Raw genomic sequence first — 25762 nt, 5'->3', positions numbered from 1 at the left:
AGTGCGTCAATGATATCAGGCTACTGAGATCGTCTCTTAACGGCGGGCCGACTTACCAACGACGAACAGGGCCAGGAACGCGAGGATCGCCGTACCGATGTAACCATCGACCGGGCGGCCGGACGCTTCCCCTTCCGCACCTTCGGCGGCCGGTTCCTGAGCCGCGGCCGGCAGCGGAGCCACGGCAAGACCGAAGGTGGCTGCCAGAAAGAGCGTGGCGCACATGCGGGAGAATCGGATCATCGGTCACGCTCCTTGAGTGGTTTGGGTCGCCTGGGAGCCTCGATCGTCATCGGGAGCCATTCGTGCAAGGGGCGCACTCGGCGTCGGAACGCGGCGCGGGCCATGGCCACCGCCTTCCAGGCCGGTCCCCGGGATCGCAGGTTGGCGATGTAATCGTCCAGCCCAACGGCCCAGAAGCGATAGTCCAGCCCCCGAAACTCGAAGGCGCCATTCTCTCTCGGCAAAGGGAAAGGTTGCAGCGGCTCGGCATACGCGAAGGTCAGGATCGCTCGAAAGCCTGGTCCGAACATTTCCTGCCAACTCGTCAAGCCGCTGAGATCGTCGGTGGTGACCCAGTTTTCCCAGGGCCTTCGACCTTTCGCGTTCTTGCCGCGCTTGCCTTTCACTTCGACCACGAGGTTGGGGCCACATCGAGGATACAATAAAAAGTCCGGATTCTTCACCCCCCCGTCCCCGAAAAAGGCGCGCTTGGCCTCATCCACGGCCACGCAGGGGATCCGGATCGACCGGATGTAGGCCTCGAACGCCGCCTCGTAATGGTTGGAGCGATTGGCCATCGAGGTCTCGGACGTCCGGTTCAGTTCAGCGTCACGATTGGCAGCAAGGGCCCACCTGCGTTCGACTTACTCGCTCGGCGCCGCGGCGGCAGGACGGCCTCGGCATACTCCCACAACTGCTCAGGGGTCTCAAAGACTTTCTCGAAGGTCCAATCGGTATCGTACTCGCACTCGTCGACCGTGTAGTTCTGGCAGACCTTCGGGCGATTGAGATAGATCCGGCAGCGATTGTCCGGGGCCAGGTACTTGCACTTGCTCATCACGACGATGTACCAGTCCCCTTTTTCGACGTAGACCAGGGTCTGTCCGTGGGCCAGATACCAACGAATCGCGTCGTAATCGTCCCAGGTTGCGGGGACGTCGAGCGGGACGGTGAAGTACCGGCAGCACTTGCCGGAGCAGTGGTCGCAGAGACAGGCGCCGGGAACCACATCCTCCCGGCGGACTTTATTCTTCTTCACGGCTTCTCAGCCTCTTCGCAAATCCACTCAACGGCAGTCGTCGGTTCGACTCCCCGACGCCCCTTGATGATACCAGGCCGCTCGCAAGGCGACCACATGCGACTCGCTGGACCCGCAACAGCCGCCGACCATGACCGGCGCCAGGGCCAGGAGTGCGGCCGCCTCCAGGGCGAACGATTCGGGACTCGCCATCGCTTCTCCAGGGAACCCGGCGCTCGGTTTGACGATCAGCGGGAGCATGGTGGCACGTCTCAGGGACTCGGCGATTTGCCGGGCCGATTTCATGCCGACCACGCAGTTCAGGCCAACGGCCGAGGCGCCAAGGTCGGCGAGTCGGTGCACGGCCTCGTCGGTGGGCTCGGGCCAGGCAAACAGGCTGATCAGAAGTGGGACGGACAAGGCTGGAGCCACCCGCTCGAGTGCGATCACGGCCTGATCGAGTCGGTGGGTCTCAAAGATCAAGCCGTCGACTCCGGCATCGACCAGGATCTCGGCCTGATCGCGGTAGGCACCCGGCTCGTCGGCCGCGATCGGGCCGATCGAACCGACCACGAAGCCGGTTGGACCTGCTTCGAGTTGGGCCAGTTCCACGGCCTGTCGGTTGATCGCCGTGAAGTCAGCGGCCCGGCCGAACCGGCTGAGCCATTTGCGGTTCGCGCCAAAAGTGTTGGTCAGCAGGACCTGAGCGCCGGCCTCGATATCACGGCGATGGATCTCGGCGACGACTTCGGGCCGGGCGAGGTTCCAGAGGGCGGGGTCGTCTTCAGTGAGTTGGAGACCTCGTTCCACCAGCCGCGTGCCCATCGCGGCGTCGAGCAGCAGGGGGCCGCGTGCCATGGCTGTGCGGAACCGGTCAGTCATGCGTCTTGGGCCGGTTGCGATACTTGACGCTGACACGAACCAGGAACCGGTGTTCTTCATCGGTCAGGGCGTGTCGGCCTTCGCGATGAAGCTTCTCGAGGATCTCATCCATCCGGCGCTCTTCGGCGGCTTCACGGGCCTGTCTTCGCTGTCGGCGAAGTTCGGAACGACGTCTCCTCCACCGCTTGATCGCACTCTCTCGGTAGGGGCGGACCTTGGCTGCGTTCGCCTCCAGGCTGGTATAGCCCTCGGAAAAATCGTAACCGAAAACGCCGTCTTCGAAGTAGCCTCCGTCATCCATCAGCCTGACCTCCGAGCGAACGATGAGCTCGATCGGAATCGCCAGCGAGATCAGGAGAACGCCATCGGGGTGCGCTGAGACGAGCCGAATCACGCCGATGACCACCAAGAGGGCCGCGCAGGTATGGGCCGTCCACAGACCGTAATAACCGTCTCTTGCGTGGTTGACCGAGGAATTGGCCAAAAACAATCGAAACAACCGGCCGCCGTCGAAGGGGAGGGCGGGGATCAGGTTGACGATCATCATGACGTAATTCAGATAGCCAAACCAACCGAGCCACCATAACGGTGTGAACGGGAGCACACGGAGATTGGTGGCGAGCAGCAGCGGCGCCCCGGAATCGTTGGCATTGCCAAACGGATTCCAGACGAACTGCGCATTGAAAATGGCGAGGATCAGGGCGGTCAGAATCGCCATGGAGGCGTTCGCCAGCGGACCGGCCAGTACCACCAGAATCGAGTCGGGCGATCGGGTGAGGCTCGGCTGGCAGACCATGTTGCCCAGTGGCCAGAGCTGGATTTCCTCGGGAGGTTCGCCGCCGGTCCATGAGGCCGTCACCGCGTGCGCAACCTCGTGAATGGCAAGCGCCACCAAGAGGAGCGAGACCCAGGCCGCCGTCGCAAGAAAACGCGGCTCCTGTGCGATGAGGGCGTTGAGAAGGACAGCGACAACAAAGACGACCAGGAATATGTGCAGGCGTACCTGGGTTCCAAGCCAACGGCCCAGGTTGATTGGCGCCCAAATCAAGGGGTCGGTCATCATTGGCCACCCAGACCGGGTTGCGGACGGGGGATGGACGTTCCTTCCACATCACCTGGATTATACTGTAGCAGCCGGCGAGTCAACCCGCAACGCAACCGGGCGTCCACAGACGGCGATCATCCTGACGATTCAGGGTGATAGACTTGCAACCCTTGGACCGGTGAAGGAAACCACGACGTGCCCTCTTCATCAATTTCGATCGAGCCGGAATCGCGAGTGCTCGTGGAGCTTGGCCCGCGCTCGTACGTGGTCCAAGTTGTCAGCGGGCGGCAAGACTCGTTCGCGGCCTTCGCTCGCTCGGCCCTGGACGCGACCTGGGCGGGCCGGTCGTGCCGGCGAGCGCTACTGGTGACCGACCGGAACGTCGCGCCGCTCGAAGCTCCCTTCCGCGCGGCGTTGGAGAGCCTTGGAATTGCGACTTCGCTGGCGGTGATGCCTCCTGGCGAGTCCACCAAGTCGCTTGACTGCGCCGCCGACCTTTTTGATGAATTGGTGAGAATCCGAGCGGACCGCCACACGGTGGTGGTCGCTCTGGGAGGCGGAGTGATCGGCGACCTGGCCGGTTTTGTCGCGGCGAGCTATGCCCGCGGTCTCCCCTTGCTCATGGTCCCGACCACCTTGCTGGCCCAGGTCGATAGTTCCGTCGGCGGGAAGGTGGGGGTCAACCACCCCCGGGCCAAAAATATTATTGGCGCTTTTCACCAGCCGGTCGGAGTCTGGATCGACACGGAGAGCCTTCAGACCTTGTCCGACCGTGAGTATCGTTGCGGACTGGCCGAGGTCATCAAATACGGAGTGATCCTCGACGCCGACTTCTTCTCATTCCTGGAGCAATCGGTCGATGCGATCCTGGCCCGCGAACCCGCGGTAGTCCGCCATATCGTCGCTCACAGTTGTCAGCTCAAGGCCGACGTTGTCTCCAAGGACGAACGGGAGGAAACCGGCCTCCGAGCCGTGCTCAACTTTGGCCATACGGTGGCCCACGCGATCGAATCGGTCGCTGGGTACGGCGGGCATTACCACCACGGTGAGGCCGTCGCTGTGGGCATGGTGATTGAATCCCGGCTTGCGGAAAACCTCGGATGGATCGACTCGGCGACGTCGGCACGCGTCGAAGCGCTCGTCAAGAGGTATGGCCTCCCGGTGTCAGCCCCCGAACTCAATCAGAATTCTTTGATCGAAGCGATGACTCGCGACAAGAAAAATCAGAAGGGGAAGATCCGCTTTGTGCTGCCCCGAACGATCGGACTCGTCGAACTGACCGATCTCCCTTCCGAGTCCGACGTGCGCGAGGTGCTCACCGTCGCCTAAACAACGGGGGGGGGCGTGACGATGTCTTGTTGGGTGGGCACGGCCAACCAGGACTTCTGGCAAGAAGATTGGAAGTCGGGGTGGCCGTATCACCTTACAAGAGTCCGTCTGGCTTCTCACGCACGATCTCAAGTGGGGCCACACCGTCCTTTGCGAGTCAAAGCCTGCCCCGAAGCCGCTCGATCCGCCGCATTCAGGGCGATTCCAGAAGCAGATCCCCAACGAACGAGTTCCTGGACGGTGATGCGATTCCGCCATCGTCGCGTCCGTTTGGGCCCACGCTGTAAATTCGTACGACATCGCCTTGAGCTTTGAACGTCATGGGCCCCTGGGAGAACGGGTCGAAGGGGATAGCCTCGAGGTAGGTGGGTACGAGTGCATCGAGGCTGGGGGGCACCGGCTCATCGGGGTGGTCGAGGCGATAGGCTCGCAATGCGAGCGTTGCGGCGAGCAGCCGTAATTCAGTCTGATTAAGCCGGTCGGACTGCTTGGCCGCTGCCTTGGTGGGCATGAGCATCGCCTGCATTTGCTTGCGATAGATGGCGTGGCCGATCTGCATCGACAGGCCGCGTCGCGCGAGGTGGAACTCCTGATCGCGGTTGAACACATGGTCCAGCGGCTCGCGGGCGCGGTCGAGTCGCTCAACCTCCCTGGCGAGCCGTCGGGATTCTTCGGCCGAAAGGGTCGGGGCCAAACGGTTCAAACCCCGGATCCCGGCGTACTGGATTGCACCAGCAGCCAACCTCTCGTGAATGAGGCCGCCGGTGGACATCGCTCGGCCGTACAGGATCACTCCAAAGTAGAGTTTGGCCGCGTCGGCCGTGCGCCCCTCATGCTCCCTCAGTGCGGCCTCGGCCGCGAGCAGCCGGCCGAGCGACCGTAGCGTGTTGAAGCCTTCGAGATGGGCCTCAACTGAGGGCGACTTCGCCAGGGGCACGGCCGACTTCCGTCCGAGGCCGATTTGCGCCCGAGCCAGCGCGTCGCTGTTCACCTCGACGAGCGCACGCAGGTCGTTCGTATTCGCCTTATCGAGGTCGGCGACCTTCCCAATGTCGCCCGTGACCAACCTGCCGGCGGCAATCAGGTCGTCGTAGCCGTTGGGGCTTGGTAGCGTCTCGCCGAGGAATCTTCTGGGCATCAGCAGCCAGACCAGGGGGACGAACATGAGTGCGATCAGGAGCGCAACCAGGCCGATCCACCCCCTTCGCGACTTCCTCCCGCTGGCTTCCTCTCGTGTCGCCATCGATTCCCCTTGAATGTTGGATTGCGTTGCACCGAGGGACGCACGATGTCACGTGCCGAGCAGCCCTCGATAAACTCGTACGACATGCATGAATATTTAACCAGGCGCGGAATTCGGACGATCCAGATCGCCAACTCTGATCTCTGATGAGCCGGTCAGGTTGAACTTCGAAGGCAGGGGATCTCCCCCAACGAGTCATGGGCGATCGGGAAATCGCCGAACGTCAACTGAGGCGAGAAGGGCGACGTATCGAGCCAGGGGACATGTCTATTCGGACAGTCGCTTGCTCGCTACGATTGGGCCGTGAATCCTCCAAAGACTGACCCCCCGGCGCGAGGCCGAATTTCCATGACCGACTCGGACCTTCGCGACTTGGTCTGCCTGACGATGGTCGCGGGAGTGGGACCGCACACGAGTCGACAGCTTCTCGAGCGATTCGGAACGGCGCGCGGGGTGCTCGAGGCCTCGGTCTCGACCCTGCGCGAGGTGCAGGGGATCGGCCCCAAGATCGCCGAGCGGATCGCAACGGCCCGCCGCGACCATGATGCGGGAGCCGAACTGGAGCGCTGTCATCGCGCGGGCGTTCAGGTGGTGACCGCGCAGAATCCCCTCTATCCTCCTCCGTTGCAAGATATCCCCGACCCTCCATTTCTGCTCTACATCAAGGGATCCTACGAACCACGCGATCCGCTGGCCATCGCCTTGGTGGGCTCGCGGAAATGCACCCCCTATGGGCTGCGGGTGGCCGAACGTCTGGGCGCCTCGCTGGCCAGGGTCGGGATTACGGTGGTTTCGGGACTGGCCCGGGGGATCGACGCGGCGGCGCACCGCGGAGCGATCAAGGCTGGGGGACGAACACTTGCCGTCATGGCCAACGGCCTCGGTCAGGTCTACCCGCCCGAGCACGAGGACCTGGCGGCTCAAATCGCCGCCTCCGGCGCGGTGATCAGCGAAATGCCGATGGGGCAGGGGCCGCTGGCCGGCCTTTTTCCTCAGCGAAATCGCATTATTTCGGGACTCTGTCTGGGCGTCGTCGTGATCGAGGCGACTCCACGGAGTGGTTCGCTCTCCACAGCGCACCACGCGATGGAACAGAACCGTGACGTCTTCGCCGTTCCGGGGCCGGTCGACAGCCTTTCCAGTCACGGCTGCCACCGCCTGATCCGGGACGGAGCACGGCTCGTCGAGACCGTCGACGATATCCTCGAGGAACTAGGCCCCTTGGTGCGTGAGGTGCGCCCGTCGTCGGAGGAGACTCCGGTTCGGCACCCCGCCGAGCTGACTCTCTCCGAGCTGGAACGGTCCCTCTTGGGCCAGCTCGATGACCGCCCCACCGCCGTGGATGAATTGATCGGCCGGACCGGGCTGGTGGCGTCGCAGGTGCTCGCCACGCTGAGCGTCCTCGAGATGAGGCGGTTGGTGCGTCGGCTTCCCGGGCACCAGTTCGTCCGCGCCTGACGGCCCGTGACTCGACTCCCATCGGCGATCGATTACGGCCGGTCGAGGCGTGGGCTGAGCCACGAAATGATATCGGCGAACACTTGCTCGCGTCCCACCTCGTTCAAGGGCTCGTGGAGCATCTTGGGGTACATCAGCAACGTCTTGTCGTCACTGGCGATTCGTTCAAACACGAGGCGAGAAGGCTCGGGAGCGATGACCTGGTCGAGGCCACCAAGAATCATCAGGAGCGGGAGCGTGAACTCCCCCGCGTGTTCAGCCAAAAGTTGCCCCCCTTCCACCATTCCGAAGAAGAGCGGGGCACTGATCCGGCTGTGTCGGAGTGGGTCCGTCTGATGCTCACGCTTCATCGCGGGATCGCTTGTGAGGATCTCAGTGTTCAACTTTGCGCCGAGGGTGACGCTCGGAGCGAATTGACGGAGGAACCGCCCGATCAAGAGTTTGTGGTAGGCGACATGAGTCGCGAGCTTGATCGATGGGTTGATTACGACCACTCCGTCCAGAGCGGCATCGGGTTCGAGCGCCAGCCGGAGCGTGAGTTGGCCTCCATTGGAATGGCCGAGAATGTAAGTCGGCAGACCAGGCTGGACCTGCCGCGCCCAGACGACGGCGGCGTAGAGGTCAGAGATGAGGTCTTCGTAACGGCTCACAACTCCCCGGGGCCCGGGGCTGCGGCCGTGCCCGCGGAGGTCGGGCGAGAGAATATCGAGCTCCAACGCGGGTCCTAATGCGTCGGCGACATGGCGGTAGCAACCGCCGTGTTCTCCGAAACCGTGGGCGATGACCAGGATTCCGCGTGGGTTGGGCCGGGTCCAGTGCCAACCTCGAAGCGACAGTCCGTCGGGGGTCGGGATCACCACGTCGCGCGGCGGTGATTGGGTTGTCATCATCGGGCGTTCTCGCTGACGGGGCGGTATCGACCAGAAGGACTCAAGCAGGTCCGTGGCCCTCTTTCTCCTCAAGCCCCATTCTTATTTTCGGCGACAGGGCGCGACTTGTTCAGTTGCGGATCCTCTATGTGGCGCAGTCTCGCTCAAAGGCGAGTCGCCCCAAGTGGTCCTGGCCCCTCCCGTTCGTGGAGCCAGGACGCACGTGGAAGCCGTTGATGAGCGGCGAGATTAACTCTTCTTGAGCGTGCTGGCTGCCTCACGGACAGCGTTCAAGCAGGCGCGAAGGTCTTCGATCGGGTTCAGGACGTTTTCTTCGTACTCGAGTGCCAGGCAGTACTGGTAGTTGAGCCCGGCGAGGACTTTGAGCAGTTCCGCTGTTTTCAGGTCGCCGTGGCCGAGCACGGTGAACTTCATCCTGTCCTTGACGTCCGTGGCCGCCTTGTTTTCCTTGACGTCTTTCAGGTGAACGCCAAAAATCCGCTTGCCGAAGACCTCGGCGGCGCGGACGGGGTCTTCGTTCGAGCGGAGGAAGTGGCCGGTGTCGATGCAGCAGCCAATTTTGGGGTGGTGATCTTTGATCACCTTGGCAATCGTGTCGATCAAGGCATAGTGATGTCCCGGACCGTGGTTGTGGATGCCGACCCCCACTCCGTACTCCTCGACCAGTTTGTCGAGGCTGTCGAAACTATCGAGCGACGGATCCGCGGACAGGTAGCCAAATCCCATGGCCTTGGCGAACTCAAAGGCTTTTCGGTTGGCTTCGTGGTCTTTGGTGAATGGGATGACGCCATAACCAATAACCGAGACCTCGTGGGCCGCGGTCAGCTTCTTGTATCTGGCGATCTCGTCGGCCGACGACGTGGTGGGGAGATGCGCGGGATAGGCTTCCCAGTAGTGCAGTCCCAGGTCCTTGGTGATCGACAACGCCTTTTCGACGTCGGGCTTTCCTTTTGCCATGTAGCCCCGAAGGGAGTAGCTTTGAAGTCCCAACTTGAATGGGCCGTAAGCCTCGTTGGCGGCACTGGGGGCGGCGTTCACAGGTGTGCGAAGAGCAAGAGCACCGGCCGCGGCCAGACCGGCCGCCAGAAGCTCGCGCCGCGTCAGGTCTCGCGAAATGTCCGATCGCATGGTCGGTTCCCCGTCGAATTGTGGAGCACTCGGGTGGCCACACGCTGCTCCCGAGACACCCCAACTTCTTGTGCCAGCTTGGCCCGAAGCTATCCGAAGGGGAGGCCAGGTTCCAGACCCTGACCTAGATTTGATCTCGTGATCGACGCGGATCGTTGGTCGCACTTGAGCGAACATGGTCGACCTGGATACCATGAAGGCTCATTCGTTCCCATTTAGCCTCATTCTCTGTCAACGTCGATGGGAGGACCCTCCATGACGTCCGACACCAAGGTGCTCGGGATTTTGACGCCCACGGGCGGCGGCGATCCAATCCCCCTGCACAAGGCCGAAGTCGTCGTCGGCCGCCGGGCCTCGTGCGATATCTGCCTCGATTTCACCAATGTCTCAGGCAAGCACTGCGTGTTGCGCCTCGTGAACAGCGTTTGGCACATACGCGATCTCGGCAGCACCAACGGGACGACCGTCAACGGGTCGCAGATCGCGAGCGAACACAGCATCATGCCCGATGATGAATTGGGCATCGCCACTCATTTTTTCACGATCGATTACGAACCAGGTGGCCCCGTCGGCATCTTCAGCAAGGATCAACTCCTGGATGAAGAAATCTCGGAGACCAAAAAGCGGCATTCGCTGATGGAACTGGCCGGCCTCGATACCGATGACAACAAACCGAAGCATCGGAGTCGATCGACCCATGCTCCCGAGGTGATCGAGCGGGTCTCGGCCGACGAAGCCGACTTTGATGACGCACTTCCCGAGGACTTCAAGATCGCTCCCACGCCGATTATTGAAGCCAACGACGACGACTTCCTGAAGTTGATCCAGGAAGACGTTGATGAGTTGAAGCCCTGATTTTCGAATGGGAATTCCAGAGGCGGATCGGAATTGAGCCTGCTTTCCGCGGGTCGCTCGTCTAATAACTCAGAATTTTCCGCGATCGGCGGGCCGACCCACCCGCCGACCGACCCGTCACGGCTGGCCGTGGGTTTAAGGTGGAGATCCAGGAAAACCCATCGAGGTTGCGGCCGGGCATCCATCTTCACTGAATTCTCTAGACTTCGCCACGGATGTGCCTGGCTACGCTTGTCCACACTTGCCCGGTGCCTTAGGCCTCCGTGACGGGTCCAGGGTCATGGCCACCTTCTGGTTCGACTCGTGCCCTTACTCGGGCTGCAAGCCGTCGATAGAAATGAGGACTGCCTCGGCCCCGTGATCGTGCCTTTTAAAAAATTTCAAAGCGGCAAAGCACGGCCGTGGCCGGCATCAAGTGACGCCAAGTACCCGGCGGATTTCGGCGGGGGAGGTCTGCCCTTCTTCGATGGCGTATCGAGCGCGAGCCCAGAGGTCGACCATTCCCGCTTCGATCGCTAACCGGCCCAGCCGTTCCACGTCGGAGCGTGTCAGGATCGCGGTGCCGAGGGCATTCGACTCGGGAACGAGCATCTCGGCCAGGAGCATCCGCCCACGGTAGCCCGTTCCGCCGCAGAGGTCGCAGCCTGTGGGCAAGCAGGCACGCGAGACCGATAGGCCAAGCAGGTGAGCGGGATCTTCGGTCACCTGGGCGCAGGAGCAGAGCTTGCGAACCAGCCGCTGGCTGACGATCGCGAGCGTGCCGCTGCGGAGCAGGTACGGCTCAATGCCCATGTCGGAGAGCCGGCCGATCACTCCGGCCGCGCTACCGGCGTGGAACGTGGTCAGAACCAGGTGGCCGGTCAGCGACGCCTGAAACGCGATTTCGGCGGTGGCCGGGTCGCGGATTTCCCCGACGACGATTACCTCGGGATCCTGCCGCAACAGTGAGCGGAGACCGGTCTCGAGGGTAAACCCCGCCGCGTGATTGACCTGAGATTGGGCCACGCCGGCGACCGGCACTTCGATCGGATCCTCCAGGGTGGCCAGGTTCCTTCGCCCGTCGGTCGAGGCCACGAGCTCACGGAGGCAGGCGTAGATCGTGGTCGTCTTGCCGCTACCTGCCGGCCCACTGAGGATGATCGCTCCCGAGGTCGCCCCGAGAAGCCGCCTGAGCGTCTCCTGAATCTCGGCCGGTAACCCCAGGTCATCGAGTCGAAGGTAACGGCCGGATGCGGCGAAGAGGCGGATGACGGCCTTCTCGCCGTAGAGCGTCGGAAACAGGCTCAGACGCATTTCAACGTCGCCCGGGGCCGACCGGATCCGTCCTTCCTGCGGGACATCGGTCCGATACGTCAGGAGGTCCGCCAGCACCTTGAGCCGCGCGATCACGTTGGCGGCGACCCCGATCGGCAGATTCCCGGCCGGTTGCAAAACTCCGTCGATCCGCCAGCGGATCTCGAGGCCGTCGGCTGTCGGTTGCAAGTGGGCATCACTTGCGCCTAACGCTCGTGCTTCAGCCAAGATCAGGTCGACAACCTCGGTGGCGTATGTCGGACGCCCGGGGACTTTCGACGCAAGGTCCTCGCGGAATTTTCGGCTGGGCAATGTGACCGACGCCATCTCCTTTGGTCCCCTCGCAAACAGTCCCACAAGCCGGCCGTCCAGTACGGGATTCATCCTAACGCATTCGGCGCTTGCTGTCGAAACCGTCGCGAGCCCGTGAGAGGACTCGGGCGTGACGTCTGTCGGATGCGGTAAGCCTCGCCGCGGATCGGCCGCTCCCTACCCGAGCCCTGGGCATTCGGGTACAGTCTCGCGGAGCGGGATCCGTGGAACTGCGACCAGATTAGGAAATATTGAGAGCTTTGGCCATGATGAATGGTGCCGATATCCTGGTCGAAGGTCTTTTTCGTCTCGGCTTTCGGCATCTTTTTGGGATGCCGGGCTCCCACTCGACGACGATTTACGACGCGATTGGCCGCCACGGATCGATCGCGACGATTCTGACTCGCAATGAGCAGGCGGGCGCATTCGCGGCCGACGGCTATGCCAGGGCGACCGGCAAGCCGGGCCTGGTCTGCACGACGGCCGGCCCCGGCGCGACCAACGCCCTGACGGGGGTCGCCGAGTGCTGGGCCGACTCGGTACCGATCTTGCTACTCGCGGGACAGGTCAACGCCGATCGCATTCACCAGGAATGTGGCGCCTATCACGAGATCGACCTGGAGTCGATCTTCCGACCGGTGACCAAATGGTGTGGCACCGTTCGTAACGTCAATGACATTCCGGCGATGCTTGACCAGGCGTTTGAAGCGATGAGCCGTGGCCGGCCTCGCCCCACGGCGCTCTTCCTGCCCCAGGATCTGATGCGGGAAGAATTTCAGGCCTCGGGCTCTGTAGTTGCCCCGGCGGCTCCCACCTCGTCGTCAGTGGTACCGGCCAGTGCAATTGCCGAGGCCGTCGCCTTGCTCCGAGGTGCCCAACGGCCGATCATTCTGGCCGGTGGAGGGGCGCTCTGGGCGGGAGCGGCCGCCGAGGTCCGGGCCGTTGCCGAACGCCTCGGTGCGCCGGTCGTCACCTCGCTCAACGGGAAGGGAATCCTTGATGAACGCGATCCCTATTCGCTGGGGCATGCTCGATCGGCACGCGCCAAGGAAGCCTTGCCGCATGCCGACGCAATGCTGGCGATCGGTTGCCGGTTCACCGAGGTCATGACCGACTGGAGACGCATGCCGGTTCCGGCAAACCTCGTGCAGATCGACGTTGACCCCGACCAGATCGGCATGAACCACCCGGTTGCCGTCGGCATCGAGGCCGATGCAAAAGCCGCGCTCACGGAACTGCTTGGAGCCTTGCCCGAAATTCGGACGGGGGGCTGGGACGCGATCTGGGTGCAGGCGCGAGCGGCGCGGCCTGCTCGGCCCGAATGGTTGATCGAGACGCTCCGTGCCGTTCTGCCCGAAGCCATTCCCGTCTTCACGGACGCTTGCGAAATGGGCTACCGGTTGCATACCGATTGGACCTCATACGGCCCTCGTCGTCTCTTTTATCCATCAAATTATATCACTTTAGGATGGGGCTTTCCCGCGGCCGTTGGTGCTGCCGTGGCCCGCGAAGGCGAGCCCGTCGTCTCGATCAGCGGCGATGGCGGATTTTTGATGACCGCCCAGGAACTCGCGACCGCGACTCGATATCACCTCCCCGTGATCGCGATCGTTCACAACGATTCCAGCTACGGAGCGATCAAGAACATTCAGAAACGTGTCCACGAGGAAAGATATCTCGACGTCGAGTTGAATAACCCCGACTTTCTCAAGCTGGCCGACTCATTTGGCGTCCCCTCGGCTCGGGTCACCGACGCCGCCGAACTGAGAGAGGCCGTCACCGCCGCTCTCGGTCGTTCCGGGCCGACTGTGATCGAAGTCCCCGACCGCTGGAGATCGTTCCGGACCTGAGCCTTCGGCAGGACGAAGCGGGGGAATTCGGGCCAACCTGGTTCGCCTTTGCCGGCGGATCGGCGGGAAGTGACGTTGACAGGTTGGCTCGACTTTTCGATAGTAGCGGCCGACGGGATAGCTCAGTGAAACGGTTCCGTGGCGGCCATGGCCGACAACGCGAACGAACCTGGGCCATGGAAAAGTCCCTGTCTCCAACGTATACGCAACTTTGGATTGGCCGCAAGGACGAGGCCCCGGCGCTTTGAACACGTCTCAACTTGCCGCCTGCCCTCTCCCCTTGAATTGAATTCACGCAACGAATCGACGGATCATCAGCACCCAAGGATGGACTTCCCATGCGCATCCTCGTCACCGGCGGCGCCGGCTATGTTGGCTCGACCCTCGTCCCCATGCTTCTGGAACAGGGGCACAGTGTCCGGGTTTACGACTCGCTCAAGTTCGGCGGCCAGGGGCTTCTCCCTTGCTGCCAGCACCAGTCCTTTGAGTTGATCAAAGGGGACGTGACCGACGAGGCCGGAGTCAAGAAGGCCCTGGAGGGCATGGACGCCGTTGTTCACCTCGCCGCGATCGTCGGCTACCCGGCTTGCAAGAAGGAGCCGCAGTTGGCCCAGGCGACCAACGTCGACGGGACCCGTAACCTGCTGAGCCAACGCAAGCCCGACCAGAAGGTCATTTTCGCATCGACTGGCAGTATCTACGGTGCCGTTCCCGATTATATCTGCAACGAGAAGACCCCGCGCGCTCCGATCACCCTCTACGGTGAAACCAAGGCCACGGCCGAGCAGATGGTCCTCGATGCGGGCAACGGCATTGCGTATCGCTATGCGACGGCCTTCGGCGTCAGCAACCGGATGCGACTCGACCTGATGCCCAACGACTTCACCTACCAGGCGGTGAAGAACAAGAGCCTGATCGTGTATCAGGGGGGCTTCAAGCGAACGTTCGTGCATGTTCGCGACATGGCCCGCTCGATGATCTTCGCCCTGGAGAAGTGGGACACGGTCAAGGACGACGTTTACAACGTCGGCCATGAGACTATGAACTTCACCAAGGAAGACGTGGCCCGGAAAATTCTCGAGCATGTTGACTTCTACCTGCACTTCGCCGAGTTCGGCAGCGACGCCGATCAGCGGAACTACGAGGTCTCGTACGAGAAGATCCGAGCCAAAGGATTCGAGACGACGGTGGATCTGGACCGTGGCATCGCCGAACTGGTCCGAGCCGCTCAGTTGATCGAGTTCCAGAACCCATTCGCCAACGTCTAATCAAATCGACGAATTGGCATTCAACGCAACGCGCGCACCATCTAGAGACAGGACCTCAGGGAGGACGGACACCGATGCAAGGCTTCTGGTCGGACAAGCGCGTGACGGTTACAGGGGGGGCGGGGTTCCTCGGCCAGCATCTCGTCAAGCGGCTCGAGGGTTTAGGGGCCAAGGTCTTCGTTCCTCGCCAGCGTGACTATAATCTGACGACGCTCGAAGCCTGCCTGAGGTGCCTTCTCGAGCACCCTTGCGACATGCTCTTCCACACCGCCGCCTATTACGGCGGCATTGGAATCAACGTCGCCGAGCCCGCCAAGCTCTATTACTCGAACCTGGTCATGGGCGCGAACTTGATGGAGGCCGCCCGTCTGGCCAAGGTCAATAAGTTCGTCGCGATCGGCACGGCTTGCAGCTATCCCGGCTATCTTGAGGGGAACCTCAAGGAAGAGGATCTCTGGGCGGGGCCGTGTCACGCGAGCGTGGTGAACTACGGCCTGACCAAGAAGATGATGGCCGTGCAGGCCCAAGCGTACAAGCGGCAGTACGGACTCGATTCGATTCACCTGATCCTGACCAACCTGTACGGGCCGGGTGACTCGTACAACCCCGATCGATCGCACGTGGTGGCGGCCCTGGTCCGAAAATGGGTGGAGGCAGAGCTGGGCAAGGCGCCGAGCCTCGAGGTTTGGGGCACGGGCAAGCCAATCCGCGAATTCATTTATGTGGAAGACTGCGCCGACGCGATCGTGCTGGCGGCGGAGAAGTACGACGACGCGGCGATGCCGTTGAATATCGGCACCGGGATCGGTACTTCGATTCGTGAGTTGGTCGAGACGATCAACACGGTGACCGGCTATGCGGGGGAGGTCGTCTGGAATGCCGACAAGCCCGATGGCGCGCTCAAGAAGGTCCTCGACGTGACCCGGATGACTCAGGCTCTGGATGGCTGGATCGCGCCGACCGACCTGAAGTCCGGCCTGGCTAAGACGATTGCCTGGTACCGGGCCAATAAGGCCCAGGCGGACACCAAATGGTGAAAGCATGGTTCAGAAGGGCGTTCGGCGTCGCCAGGCGGAATCGAGCCGCCGCGCCTCGGGCTCGTAAAATGGCGGGTCCGGTTTCGATGCGGCTCGGAGCGGACGCAATGCCTCAGCCCGGACGGCTCCTGTTCGTAAACCAGTACTACTGGCCCGACCACGCCTCGACCGCTCAGCATTTGGCCGACCTGGTCGAGTCGCTCGCTGCCGAAGGGTATGAGTGCCACGTCCTCTGCGGCCAAGGGGGATACAAGCCGGGCACACCGCGTCCCCCTGCGTTCGAGGTCCACAACGGCGTCCAGATCCATCGTGTACCGACGACCTCGCTAGGCCGGCGCAGTACCTTGACCCGCATGATCGACTACTTGAGCTTCTATGCTCGGGCGGTGGCCTCGGGTCTGACCATGCCTCGGTTCGACGTGGTTGTGACCCTGAGCACGCCGCCGATTATCGGTCTCATCGGGACCCTGTTGAGGCGATTCAAGGGAACGCGGCACGTCTACTGGAGCATGGATCTCCATCCCGACGCGAGTCTGGCCCTGGGCCGGATGTCGCGACGCAACCCCGTCGTGGCCGGGCTCGCCTGGCTGAGCGATTTCGTCTATCGCCAGGCCGACACGGTCGTGGTGCTTGGTTCCTATATGGCCGATCGGATCGCGGCCAAGCGGGTCCACCGCGATCGCCTGGTCACGGTGCCGGTCTGGAGCCGTCGCGAAGAGATTTACCCGATGCCACGCTTCGGGCACCCGCTTCGGGCCGAACTCGGCCTGTCGGACAAGTTCGTGGCGATGTATTCCGGCAATCTCGGCCTGGCCCATTCCTTCGAGGAGTTCCTCGCCGCGGCCCGACGTCTCCGCGATCGCTCGGACATCGTCTTTCTCTTCGTGGGGGCCGGGCCTCGTCTTGCCGAGGTGCGCTCCGCAAAAGAGACAGAGGGATTGGAGAACATCCAACTCCTCGACTATTTCCCGAGGGAACGCCTGCACGCATCGCTTTCCATCGCCGACGTTCACCTGATCTCGATGCGTCGGGAGATGACGGGCATCGTGGTTCCGGGAAAGCTCTACGGCGCCATGGCCTCGGGTCGTCCCGCGATTTTCGTTGGCCCCGAGCATAGCGAATCGGCGGACACGATTCGTGACGCCGGCTGCGGAATGACCATTCGCCTGGGAGACGTCGACGGCCTGGTCGACGCTCTGACGGGTCTCGCCGCCGATTCTGACCGGGCCGATCGAATGGGGCAACTCGCCCGCGCGGCCTTCCTGGATTCGCACGAGAAGGCGACCTGCTGCGCCCAGTGGAACGAAGTCATCAGCGATCTCCTCCCCACGCGCCGACCTGCTCATGCCCCGCTCACGGTTACCGCACAGGTCGCCGGCGGATCGGCCTGACGTTCGATTCGATGAAATGGGTTGTCCGGGCCCTCGTCGAACTGGCCCGACAGGATGAAAAAGAGAGGACTTTCGTGTCGAACTTCCAGACTCTGATCGCCACTCTGATCCTGGCCGCGACCGCATCGGCGGTCACGGCCCAGGAGCCGAAGGGTTCGAGCGTCTCGGCGCTCCAGGACAAACACGATCGCGCGTTGCTCCACGACCTGAAGGCCTATATTGATGAGCATCCGAAAGCCGAGGATGTTGAACAGGCCTACATGTTGCTCTTCAATAAGGCGATTGAGCATGACTGGTTCGCCGAGCACGAGGCGATCGCGACCCGTTACCTGACCGATCAGCCGGACGGTCCGATTCAATCGCTCGCGCGAATCGTCGGCACGATGTCCCGCGCCCAGACTGGCAAGTACGCCGAGGCTCTGGGTCGCTACAAGGAATTGATGCGAGGACTCGGCAAGGACGATCAAGAAGAGTTCGCCGCGAATTTTACCGACACTCTGGCCAATGCCGCGACGGCCGCGGGGGAATACTCCATCGCGAGGCAGGTTTATGAGACCCTGCTCGAACGTTACGGCGAAAGCCCGACGTTGCGTCAGAAGATCCGCGCCGACCTGAACCGGCTCGACAAGGTGAACAAGCCGGCCCCTGACACTTCGGTCAAGGACATCAAGGGAGCGCCGTTGCGTCTGGCCGACCTCAAAGGCAGGTACGTCCTGGTCGACTTCTGGGCGACTTGGTGTGCCCCTTGCATTGCCGAACTGCCAAACGTGCAAGAGGCGTACGCGAAGTATCACGACAGCGGATTCGAGGTCGTGGGGGTCAGTCTCGACGAAACGAAAACGGCGCTACTCGACTTTGTCAAAGCGCGGAACATCCCCTGGCGGCAAGTTCATAACGGCAGCAGTGGCGGTGATCTCGTCGAGGCCTTCGGCGTGAATTCGATCCCGGCCACGTTCCTGATCGACCCGGAAGGAAAGATCATTCGCCTGGAACTTCGCGGCCCCGCCCTCGAAAAAGCGTTGGCCACGCTCATCAAGGTTCCGGCGGTGTCTCAACGGTCTGCAACACTGCCGTTGCGTTGAGCCGATCGGAATCCTGGATTCGTAGATTGATCTTGTAATTATGATGTTTTGCTTCTCTGCAGCCGCCTCCGCCGCAGCGGGGGTGGCTACATGAGCGGGGAGCGGATGACTTCGAGAAGGCCCCGGGGTTGGCCACCCGGTCGATGAACCGCCGACGGCTTCGGGCCGACCAAGGTTCTGTCAGTCATTTCTGATGCTCAATGACGGTCTGCTCCGCGAAGGACCGTGTAGTTTCCCTCCAGCCAGTCAAGTAGGCCGTTCACGTACCAAGGCGAGAACCGGCGGTCGCTGGGACCGCCGGGGAGTGTGGTCTCCATCTCGTCCGTGGCCAGGTCGGTGACGAAGCGGTACGAGGGGCCGCAGGCGATCCTGCGTCCTTGAGCGCGGAGCCACTGACCTTGATGGATGGTCGCCCGGCCCCCCTTGAGTGGAATCGGGCCGTGATCGAAGCCAAGAATCTTCGGCAACTTCGAGCCAAGCAGCAGATGCTCCAGCCTCATCTTACGGGCCTCACCGTAGGGGCGAGACTCGAGGCTGAGGACTCGGGCGAGGGCCGTCGCATAGATTTCCTGACGCGGGCGGCCGCCGAACCAGCGGGCCTGCTCGGAGAGCAGGACGGCGTCGAAGGCTCCGTAGTATTCGGCCATCAGGGTCGTCTCGTTGAGCAGATGATTCACGACCGGTACGCCCAGGTGGGATCGGGGGTGCTTGGTGACATTCTGGCCGCCGAAGACCTCCTGGAGCAACTCGCGGTAGAAATGTTCAAAAAGGTAAGCGCCGCGCGAGTCGTCGTCATAGCCGTGATCCCAGTCGAGCAGAATCTGCTGGTTTTCACCTGGGTCGGCGGCGTCGAGCAACGGCCTCAGGATGGCCATGAAGCGTTCGGCCTGAGTGGAGCGGACATCAAACTGCAACGTCTTCATGTCTTCGAGAGTGAAGGGCTCCGGCCGGGAGAGGACCGCCCGGATGCGCTCGGCGCGATAAGGAGCGACGCAGAGGTTGATCGGTTTGCACTTGCCATAACCGTTCAGGTTGTCGTTGGCCGTAGCCAGAAAGCCTTCAGGTGGGTTGACACATTGGGGCAGATCCTCGGTCGCGGCGAACCCTTGCCAGTCATTGCCGGGCTCCCAGCCGGGCAAGGGAACGAGGCCCGAGGTTCCGGGCCGCCGCAGTGGCATCTTGCCCGCCATCTGGTACCCGATGTTGCCATCTCGGTCGGCGAGTAGCCAGTTCCATGAAGAATTGCAGAGATGCGATAAGTGGTGTTTTCCCTCGTCGAGCGTTTGGGCCTCGAGCATGCCCAGGATCGCTTCGAGCGACATGGCGCCGGTCTGCTCGCCGCACGACCAACGGGTGGTGAGATAGTGGCCCGGTTTGTGGGGATCTCCATTGAGTGTGCCGTGGTCGTTTTCGTGAAACCGAACCACAAGGGGTGGGTTCCGTTTGCGCTGGATCGTTTCCTCGCGAATTCGAAAGGGAATCCAATCCTGGCCCCGGCGATACTGTCCCTCGCGACAATCCTCGATCCAGGAATCGACACAATCCATGAACGCATAGGTTACCGTCCAGGCGACATCGGGGTTGCGTCCGACGACGATGCCGGGGATGCCGGGGATCGAGCCGCCCATGGCATAGCGGGGTGCCCCCTTGGAGTTCCAGCGGAGCACCGCCTCGTACCAGAAGGCGGGGAGTCGGTTGACCTGCAAGTGCGGGTCGTTGCAAGCGATCGGCCGCCCTGAGATGCTTTTCGCTCCGGCCACAACCCAGTTGTTCGAGGCCATCGCCGCGGGGAGCCCCGGTATCTGCCAGAGCGCTTCGGGCACGACCCGCTCTTGAAGCTGGATCCGCCGCAGCGCTTCCTCGTCGAGTCCCTCGAGTTGTCCCGGAAACAGCTCTTCGAGCAAGGCTCGGCTGATTCCGCTCTGCACGCATTCAATGATCCACTGTTCGATCTCATTCTGGCTGATGGCGAGCGCGACATATCCGATCACCTTGGCCGTGAGATAGACGTCGGCGAAGGTCCAGGGTTCGTCTCGGGACGTCCCGCCGAGGACTCGAAGCTCCCAGGGGACTCCGAGCTCCTCGAAGGCGAGGTTCACGCCCTGGCCGTAGGCCTCATTTCCCCGTTGCACGCGGGGGGTTAGCGCCCTGGTTTGTTCGGCCGCGTCACCACAGAAGTTGAGGCGACGGAAGAAGCGATCGATCTCGAGCATGGCGTCGGTATCACGGAGCCGCTCGCAGGTCTGCCCCCGCCCGAAATTGCGCACGAGTCGCATCTGGAGACCACGGTCGCGCCCATGGCAGTATCCTAGTCCGAGCAGGGCGTCGTCGGCATCTTCGGCCGTGATCTGGGCGATCCCTTTCTCCGTCCGTTCGATGCGGATCGGACCGGCTTCGCCTCGGAGCATTGAGCGCTCTTGGCTCATCGCGATTTCCTTTTCATCCCCGAATCATCAAACCAGGAAGTGTACCCGAGTGAAATTTTCTCTTGGAGCAACTCGTAAGCCGGGAGTGCAGGATGATTCAAATTCGATCGAGCGTCAATTGAGTCGATTCCCGCACGATCAGGCCGTTTCGGTTTTCAAGGGTTCGAGTTAGGGCAATTCCTCGCTTGTCGCAAATGGGGACTTCGGTTAAATTCCGCGCCGTGTATTGGATCGACCGGTTTATCGATCCCTCTTTGGACGGAGGCGTCGGGAATCCGCTTGCCCCTGGTTTCCTCCTTAGGGCTTGTCTTTCCGAGACAAACCGAGTGACGTCGGACAAGGATGAACGACGTGACCAGGGGACACGGAGTTGTCTGGCCGGTTGAAGCCGCGTGAAAGAGAGAGCTCACACGGGCGAGAGATATTTCTCTCGGCGTGAGCGATGATGCGATCATCGCTCCGCTCGACGCATCAAAGCCGATGACGCCTCTCCTCATTCGACGGTTTCGAGGGGCTTTGATCCAAGGAGGGATCATATGCAGCCGAGTAGGGTTCGAGTGCGATTGACGATCGCAGGGCTCGTTTTGACCTTTGCCCTGGGGATCGGGACGCACCCAACAGCCACGGCGCAGGCCCCCCCCTCATCGAAGGGGCCGACGACGATTTATCATAAGTCGCGATCCTTCCGCGTTCCGTTTCAGATCAATCCGGCCGAGCGCGCTCGCCGACGCGAACTCCAACTCTGGATCTCCGACGACCAGGGTCGACATTGGAAGCAGCAAGGGGTGACCACCCCCGATCGGCCTGCGTTCACCTTCAACACCGAACACGACGGCGAGTACTGGCTCGCCGTCCGGTCCGTTGACGAACAGGGCCGGCTCTTTCCGGCCGACGATGTTCGGATCGAACCGAGCATGAAGATCGTGGTCGATACGAAGCCGCCTTCGATTGTCCTCGATCCACTCGTTCGAAGCGCGAGCCTGGCCTCAGTGCGCTGGGAGGTCAGAGATGACCATCCCGACCCGCATCCCCCGGTCCTCGAGTACCAGGTGGAAGGGCAAAAGGAATGGCACCCGGTCCCGCTCGATGCGGAGGGGACGCCCGGGGTTGCGACCTGGGATTCCGGCTATGCCCAGCCGTTGCAAGTCCGTGTCACGGCCCTCGACCTCGCGGGAAACAAGTCCGAGAAAATCCTCATTCTTGGATCGAGCCGGCCCGGGCAATCGACGGTGATCGCGAGTACGCCTCCACCAGAGACCGCGACGGAACCTGAGCCAGTTCCCGCGACGGCGACCGCGCGTACGCCCCAACCAGAGTCCGGTCCGAAGCCCTCTCCGTCTCCCGACTTGGGCCTCAAGCCTGAATCGACTGCGATGGCAGCTTCACAAGGGGGCTTGCCGGTCCGTCAGTCGTCGGCTCGGCCTTCCCCCCAGTTGGAAAGTCGGGACAACCTGGGACAAGGCGTTACCAAGGGATTCCCTGAATCTCGGGTTGGCCAGGAGGCCCTGGCTGCGATTCACCCCTCGGCTCAGGACATCGTCCACCAGGCCTCGCCTCACAATCCAGCCCCAGCGGCCATTGAACCGCACGCTCGGGATGCCTCTTCGCTGGTGACAACGCTTGGTGGAGCGCCCTTTGCAACGCAAATTACCTCTGCGCCTTTATTGGGGGCTGATTCGCTTCCCGAGGTCGTGGAGGGGGGAGTTCGAGACGCGGCAGGGGCGCTGAGCGAGCGTGAGCTTACTCCAGGCCAGGAGGCGTCCCGCAGAGCGGGCCTCGAGAATCCAGTTACACCGTTGCGGGCGTTGAGCTCGCGGATTCCGTCGGATGTCGGAGCGGATCCCGGAGTGGGAATGGCGGCCTTGGCGAAGCCCGCCGGAACTAGTCGTCCGAGCGAGGTGGCGGTATCCAACCCCACCAACAAGCTCAAGGTGCCCGGTCCTCGGTTCCTTCTCGACTATGCGGTCGATCGTGCGGGGCCTGACGGCCGGCCCGCTGTCGTCGAGATCTGGGTCACTGAGGATGGCGGTAAGACATGGAGCAGGCAGGGCAAGGACGCGGATCGAGTCTCACCGGTCCTGGTCGAACTCAACGGTGAGGGAACCTTTGGAATCAGCCTGATCGCTCGCGACGCCGATGGCCTGGGTGACAAGCCTCCCGCTCCAGGCGATGAGCCGAAGCTCTGGATCGAGGTTGAGCCCCAATCCTCGCCCCCCCCGTCGACATCACGAGCTTCCAGCTTGCTCCAGCGAGCGCTTCGTCGCTGAGAACGACGCCAACGCCCTATCTCCGTTGCTTCCCTTGGGACTGCGGGTGACCCGCCCGCGGCCTTGGCTCAGGGGAAGGCGACGTTCAATTCATCCCCAAAAGATGTGCTTCAACGAGCGAGTTCGTTGTGAGGGATGGCTGAGGTCACGTTATAAATCGTCTCTTCGAGCTTGAGGAAATCGACCGGCTTGGTCAGGTGTTCGGAGAAGCCGGCGGCTTTGCTCATTTGCACATCGTCGTCGGAGCCGAATCCGCTGAGCGCAATCCCAGGGAATTCGAGCCCGCCGCCCAGTCTCTGCATCAGTTCAAGCCCGCTGCCGTCGGGCAACTCGATGTCGCTGATGACCAGGTCAAACGTATCTTCCTGCGCGACTTCGAGCGCACCCCACATGCAATCGGCCGTATAGACCTTGTGCTGGTGTTGCGCCAGGATCCAGGACAGGTAGCGGAGGGTCTCCTTGTTGTCCTCAACCAAGAGGATCTTCAAGGAACGATGAGTCGAACCGGTTCTCAAGGAAGGCGTGGGAGCTTGCGCCACGGGGGCCAGGGCGGGGACTGTGGCCAGCTCGAGCGTGAAGCTGGCGCCTTGGTCCTTGCCCGCGCTGAAGGCCGAGAGGCGTCCTCCGTGGGCCGTGACAACTGATCGGCTGATCGCGAGTCCGAGTCCGAGCCCGCCGAACCGCCGCCGGGTGGTGGAATCACCCTGCTCGAACGCATCGAATATCTTCGGCAGAGTATGCGGCTCGATGCCGATGCCGGTATCGCTGACCTCGACCACAAACCGCGCCGCGGTGGCGTTGGGAAACGGGTCGGCATGAAAAGATCGGATGGAGAGGCTGCCTCCCCTTGGCGTGAATTTGACCGCGTTCTTGATCAGGTTCCAAAAGACCTGTTGAAGCCGCGCAGGGTCGCCGTCGATGTGGTATTCGCCGGCGGCGAGCTCGAGGCTGAGTTGGAGCTCGTTGGCGCGGATGTCGTCGCGACAGATTTCCAGGGCCTGCTGAATGAGTGCGTGTGCGTTGACATGTTCTCGATTGAGATCGAGCTTGCCTCGGCTGATTCGGGTGATGTCAAGCAGGTCGTCAATCAATCGTGCCTCGAGCTGGACGTTCCGCCGAGTGAGCTCGAGCATCGTGCGGATTTCAGCGGGCGTGTCCGGCTCCTCAAGCATCGCGGTGGCCATGAGGAGGACAGGCGTCAAGGGGGTCCGCAACTCGTGACTGAGCATCGCGAGGAACTGGTCCTTGGCACGACTGGCGGATTCGGCGGCTTCTTTGGCCTCCTGCAACGCGGCTTCCGACCGCTTTCGTTCCGTCAGATCAAGTGCGAAGCCGATCCAGGTCTTGGGGTATCGCTCGAGCGCTGCAGCTCCGATCAAAACAGGGACGCGTTCACCGTCTTTGCGGATGAACTGCTTCTCATAAGGAACGCTGGCCCCCGTGGCCCAGAGCTCGTTGGTGGCCTGCTGGTCGAGTTCCATGAATTCGGGAGGGGTCATGTCGGACCAGCGGACCTGGCCGAGGTTGAGATCTTCCCGGGAGTAGCCCACCATCCTCAAAAAGGCATCGTTGGCTTCCAGGACATCGCCGGAGAGGTCGGCAGTGATGATTCCGATGATATTGGACTCGACCAGGCGACCGTGTCGCGCTTCGCTGATTTGAAGGGCGCGCAACGCTTTGTCGAGGTCACGCTCCGCTCGCTTTCGTTCGGTCACGTCTTCGACGACCGCGAGCAGTCCGACCACCGCTCCCCGATCGTTGGTCATTGGGCTCGTCGTCACCGTGGCCCAGAGGCGTGAACCATCACTTCGGCGGAATCGCAGGTCTTGCTGGTCGCTGTGCTCGTGGTCGCGGCGCGTCAGGTCCTGGGCCGAGCGAATCCGAAACCCGTCGACGAGGAACTCTCGAAAATCTTCACCGAGAAGTTCCCGCTTCGCATAGCCAAGCATTTCGGCCAACCGGTTGTTGACGTAAGTCGTCCGCCAGTCGTTGTCGAAGACCCAAAACCCCTCGCGAGCCGTCTCCACCAGCTTCTGGTTCCATTCTTCATTGCGGCTCCGAAACGCTTCGGCGAGTCGGTGGGACATGGCGAACCGATTCAGCAAGTAGCAGCTCAGCAGGAAGACGATGAGGCGGACCCCGTGCATCGGTTCGATCAAGATCGAATGACGCATCGCCAACGAATTGGCCAGGATCACGATCGCGGAGAAGACCGCGGCCATCGTCCCTTGCCGGAGGCCTCCGTACCACGTGTTAAACGTGACTGCCAAGAGAAGCACACAGAGCCGTACCTGAGCATCGACGAATGGGGAAAGGACCGACACGATCAGGACGGCGATAAACACGGAGGCCTGCTGGAGCGAGAAGGGACGTGCGGCTTCCTGCATAATTTCTAACTCGGATCGAACCGTGGCGCGCCGGTTGCGGATTTGTCGCGAGACAGAGAGGGAAGTGGCCCAAGCCAAAGTCGTCGACCACGAATGGCGCGCCCCTTGGATGAGCTGCCTCAACAGTGAGCCAGCCTGATTTACCATAAGTATCTTCTACGTCCCCCTATCTCTCTGTCAAGGACGTCCCCTCATACCAGGGGCAATCGCCTCGGGATCTCGATAAAATATGTCTTCAGATCTCGATTCGCTGATCGCCGCTCCGCTCCCTGGAAAATCGGCTGACCGGGCAGTTGCTGAGAATAAAATGAGCCTTGACGAGTATGCCGGTATTACGACGATTTCAATCCTAGTATTTGAACTTTGGTTGGGTCGACTT

20 protein-coding genes are annotated in these 25762 nt (G+C 62.0%); 9 read left to right on the top strand and 11 right to left on the bottom strand.

Annotation, left to right across the window (positions count from 1 at the left end):
* Positions 1-36: 36 nt before the first annotated feature.
* The 5 genes from V5E97_RS19970 to V5E97_RS19950 are packed head-to-tail and all read right to left on the bottom strand — an operon-like array spanning position 37 to position 3185.
* Positions 37-243, bottom strand: a complete 207-nt coding sequence (locus V5E97_RS19970) for a hypothetical protein (RefSeq protein ID WP_406701037.1) — start codon at positions 241-243, stop codon at positions 37-39.
* Positions 240-800: an HYExAFE family protein gene (locus tag V5E97_RS19965; protein ID WP_406701036.1), complete on the bottom strand. Its 561-nt coding sequence runs from the start codon at positions 798-800 to the stop codon at positions 240-242. Before V5E97_RS19965 ends, V5E97_RS19970 begins: the two co-directional genes overlap by 4 nt.
* A gap of 20 nt (positions 801-820) precedes the next feature.
* Complete coding sequence (locus V5E97_RS19960; RefSeq protein ID WP_406701035.1) at positions 821-1261, bottom strand: YkgJ family cysteine cluster protein; 441 nt, start codon at positions 1259-1261, stop codon at positions 821-823.
* A 27-nt stretch (positions 1262-1288) separates the two neighbouring features.
* Positions 1289-2098, bottom strand: a complete 810-nt coding sequence (locus V5E97_RS19955) for a homocysteine S-methyltransferase family protein (RefSeq protein ID WP_406701034.1) — start codon at positions 2096-2098, stop codon at positions 1289-1291.
* Positions 2099-2114: 16 nt separating this feature from the next.
* Positions 2115-3185: a site-2 protease family protein gene (locus tag V5E97_RS19950; RefSeq protein ID WP_406701033.1), complete on the bottom strand. Its 1071-nt coding sequence runs from the start codon at positions 3183-3185 to the stop codon at positions 2115-2117.
* Positions 3186-3401: 216 nt separating this feature from the next.
* Between V5E97_RS19950 and aroB the strand changes: the two genes are divergently transcribed.
* On the top strand, positions 3402-4496 hold the full coding sequence (gene aroB / locus V5E97_RS19945; protein WP_406701187.1) for a 3-dehydroquinate synthase: 1095 nt from the start codon (positions 3402-3404) through the stop codon (positions 4494-4496).
* 193 nt (positions 4497-4689) lie between these two features.
* Here the strand turns inward: aroB and V5E97_RS19940 are convergent, their stop codons facing one another.
* Positions 4690-5739: a coiled-coil domain-containing protein gene (locus V5E97_RS19940; protein ID WP_406701032.1), complete on the bottom strand. Its 1050-nt coding sequence runs from the start codon at positions 5737-5739 to the stop codon at positions 4690-4692.
* A gap of 348 nt (positions 5740-6087) precedes the next feature.
* Here V5E97_RS19940 and dprA point away from each other — a divergent pair, with 348 nt between their 5' ends.
* Positions 6088-7197 (top strand): DNA-processing protein DprA, encoded by a 1110-nt coding sequence (dprA, locus tag V5E97_RS19935; protein WP_406701031.1) that lies wholly within the window; start codon positions 6088-6090, stop codon positions 7195-7197.
* Between the two features lie 32 nt (positions 7198-7229).
* Here the strand turns inward: dprA and V5E97_RS19930 are convergent, their stop codons facing one another.
* Together V5E97_RS19930 and V5E97_RS19925 are read right to left on the bottom strand one after the other, a co-directional pair.
* The gene (locus V5E97_RS19930) at positions 7230-8087 is read right to left on the bottom strand and encodes an alpha/beta hydrolase (protein ID WP_406701030.1); all 858 of its coding nucleotides are present in this window, start codon (positions 8085-8087) and stop codon (positions 7230-7232) included.
* 228 nt (positions 8088-8315) lie between these two features.
* Positions 8316-9215 carry a sugar phosphate isomerase/epimerase family protein gene (locus V5E97_RS19925; protein ID WP_406701029.1) on the bottom strand — a complete coding sequence of 300 codons (900 nt, stop codon included), beginning with the start codon at positions 9213-9215 and terminating at the stop codon, positions 8316-8318.
* 255 nt (positions 9216-9470) lie between these two features.
* Between V5E97_RS19925 and V5E97_RS19920 the strand changes: the two genes are divergently transcribed.
* The gene (locus V5E97_RS19920; protein WP_406701028.1) at positions 9471-10070 is read left to right on the top strand and encodes an FHA domain-containing protein; all 600 of its coding nucleotides are present in this window, start codon (positions 9471-9473) and stop codon (positions 10068-10070) included.
* Between the two features lie 411 nt (positions 10071-10481).
* On the opposite strand, the gene V5E97_RS19915 is transcribed toward V5E97_RS19920, so the two are convergent.
* The gene (locus tag V5E97_RS19915; protein ID WP_406701027.1) at positions 10482-11690 is read right to left on the bottom strand and encodes a GspE/PulE family protein; all 1209 of its coding nucleotides are present in this window, start codon (positions 11688-11690) and stop codon (positions 10482-10484) included.
* A gap of 251 nt (positions 11691-11941) precedes the next feature.
* Here V5E97_RS19915 and V5E97_RS19910 point away from each other — a divergent pair, with 251 nt between their 5' ends.
* The 5 genes from V5E97_RS19910 (at position 11942) to V5E97_RS19890 (ending at position 18303) form a co-directional block, all read left to right on the top strand.
* On the top strand, positions 11942-13525 hold the full coding sequence (locus tag V5E97_RS19910; protein ID WP_406701026.1) for a thiamine pyrophosphate-binding protein: 1584 nt from the start codon (positions 11942-11944) through the stop codon (positions 13523-13525).
* A gap of 338 nt (positions 13526-13863) precedes the next feature.
* A complete protein-coding gene (locus V5E97_RS19905; protein WP_406701025.1) occupies positions 13864-14793 on the top strand; it encodes an NAD-dependent epimerase/dehydratase family protein in 930 nt (309 codons plus the stop codon).
* A gap of 74 nt (positions 14794-14867) precedes the next feature.
* Positions 14868-15830: an NAD-dependent epimerase/dehydratase family protein gene (locus V5E97_RS19900; protein WP_406701024.1), complete on the top strand. Its 963-nt coding sequence runs from the start codon at positions 14868-14870 to the stop codon at positions 15828-15830.
* A gap of 107 nt (positions 15831-15937) precedes the next feature.
* Positions 15938-17221 (top strand): glycosyltransferase family 4 protein, encoded by a 1284-nt coding sequence (locus V5E97_RS19895; RefSeq protein ID WP_406701023.1) that lies wholly within the window; start codon positions 15938-15940, stop codon positions 17219-17221.
* A 74-nt stretch (positions 17222-17295) separates the two neighbouring features.
* Positions 17296-18303, top strand: coding sequence for a redoxin domain-containing protein (locus tag V5E97_RS19890; RefSeq protein WP_406701022.1), 1008 nt, complete (start codon positions 17296-17298; stop codon positions 18301-18303).
* Between the two features lie 197 nt (positions 18304-18500).
* On the opposite strand, the gene V5E97_RS19885 is transcribed toward V5E97_RS19890, so the two are convergent.
* Positions 18501-20729 carry a penicillin acylase family protein gene (locus tag V5E97_RS19885; protein WP_406701021.1) on the bottom strand — a complete coding sequence of 743 codons (2229 nt, stop codon included), beginning with the start codon at positions 20727-20729 and terminating at the stop codon, positions 18501-18503.
* Positions 20730-21286: 557 nt separating this feature from the next.
* Between V5E97_RS19885 and V5E97_RS19880 the strand changes: the two genes are divergently transcribed.
* Entirely contained in the window at positions 21287-22996 is a 1710-nt protein-coding gene (locus V5E97_RS19880) for a hypothetical protein (protein ID WP_406701020.1), read from the top strand.
* Positions 22997-23106: 110 nt separating this feature from the next.
* On the opposite strand, the gene V5E97_RS19875 is transcribed toward V5E97_RS19880, so the two are convergent.
* Positions 23107-25383, bottom strand: coding sequence for a PAS domain S-box protein (locus V5E97_RS19875; protein ID WP_406701019.1), 2277 nt, complete (start codon positions 25381-25383; stop codon positions 23107-23109).
* Positions 25384-25762 lie beyond the last annotated feature (379 nt).

The sequence above is a fragment of the Singulisphaera photorubra genome (genome assembly GCF_045290345.1).
In the GTDB taxonomy this organism is placed as follows: domain Bacteria; phylum Planctomycetota; class Planctomycetia; order Isosphaerales; family Isosphaeraceae; genus Singulisphaera.
Note: the sequence above shows the minus strand (reverse complement) of the source record. Positions and strands in the feature narration are given on the sequence as shown.

Coding starts and splice junctions, on each gene's coding strand:
- V5E97_RS19965 (WP_406701036.1), bottom strand. CDS start 800: ATGGCCAATCGCTCCAACCATTACGAGGCGGCGTTCGAGGCCTACATC.
- V5E97_RS19900 (WP_406701024.1), top strand. CDS start 14,868: ATGCAAGGCTTCTGGTCGGACAAGCGCGTGACGGTTACAGGGGGGGCG.
- V5E97_RS19955 (WP_406701034.1), bottom strand. CDS start 2,098: ATGGCACGCGGCCCCCTGCTGCTCGACGCCGCGATGGGCACGCGGCTG.
- V5E97_RS19970 (WP_406701037.1), bottom strand. CDS start 243: ATGATCCGATTCTCCCGCATGTGCGCCACGCTCTTTCTGGCAGCCACC.
- V5E97_RS19885 (WP_406701021.1), bottom strand. CDS start 20,729: ATGAGCCAAGAGCGCTCAATGCTCCGAGGCGAAGCCGGTCCGATCCGC.
- V5E97_RS19875 (WP_406701019.1), bottom strand. CDS start 25,383: ATGCAGGAAGCCGCACGTCCCTTCTCGCTCCAGCAGGCCTCCGTGTTT.
- dprA (WP_406701031.1), top strand. CDS start 6,088: ATGACCGACTCGGACCTTCGCGACTTGGTCTGCCTGACGATGGTCGCG.
- V5E97_RS19910 (WP_406701026.1), top strand. CDS start 11,942: ATGATGAATGGTGCCGATATCCTGGTCGAAGGTCTTTTTCGTCTCGGC.
- V5E97_RS19920 (WP_406701028.1), top strand. CDS start 9,471: ATGACGTCCGACACCAAGGTGCTCGGGATTTTGACGCCCACGGGCGGC.
- V5E97_RS19950 (WP_406701033.1), bottom strand. CDS start 3,185: ATGATGACCGACCCCTTGATTTGGGCGCCAATCAACCTGGGCCGTTGG.
- V5E97_RS19895 (WP_406701023.1), top strand. CDS start 15,938: ATGCCTCAGCCCGGACGGCTCCTGTTCGTAAACCAGTACTACTGGCCC.
- V5E97_RS19905 (WP_406701025.1), top strand. CDS start 13,864: ATGCGCATCCTCGTCACCGGCGGCGCCGGCTATGTTGGCTCGACCCTC.
- V5E97_RS19915 (WP_406701027.1), bottom strand. CDS start 11,690: ATGGCGTCGGTCACATTGCCCAGCCGAAAATTCCGCGAGGACCTTGCG.
- V5E97_RS19925 (WP_406701029.1), bottom strand. CDS start 9,215: ATGCGATCGGACATTTCGCGAGACCTGACGCGGCGCGAGCTTCTGGCG.
- V5E97_RS19940 (WP_406701032.1), bottom strand. CDS start 5,739: ATGGCGACACGAGAGGAAGCCAGCGGGAGGAAGTCGCGAAGGGGGTGG.
- V5E97_RS19930 (WP_406701030.1), bottom strand. CDS start 8,087: ATGATGACAACCCAATCACCGCCGCGCGACGTGGTGATCCCGACCCCC.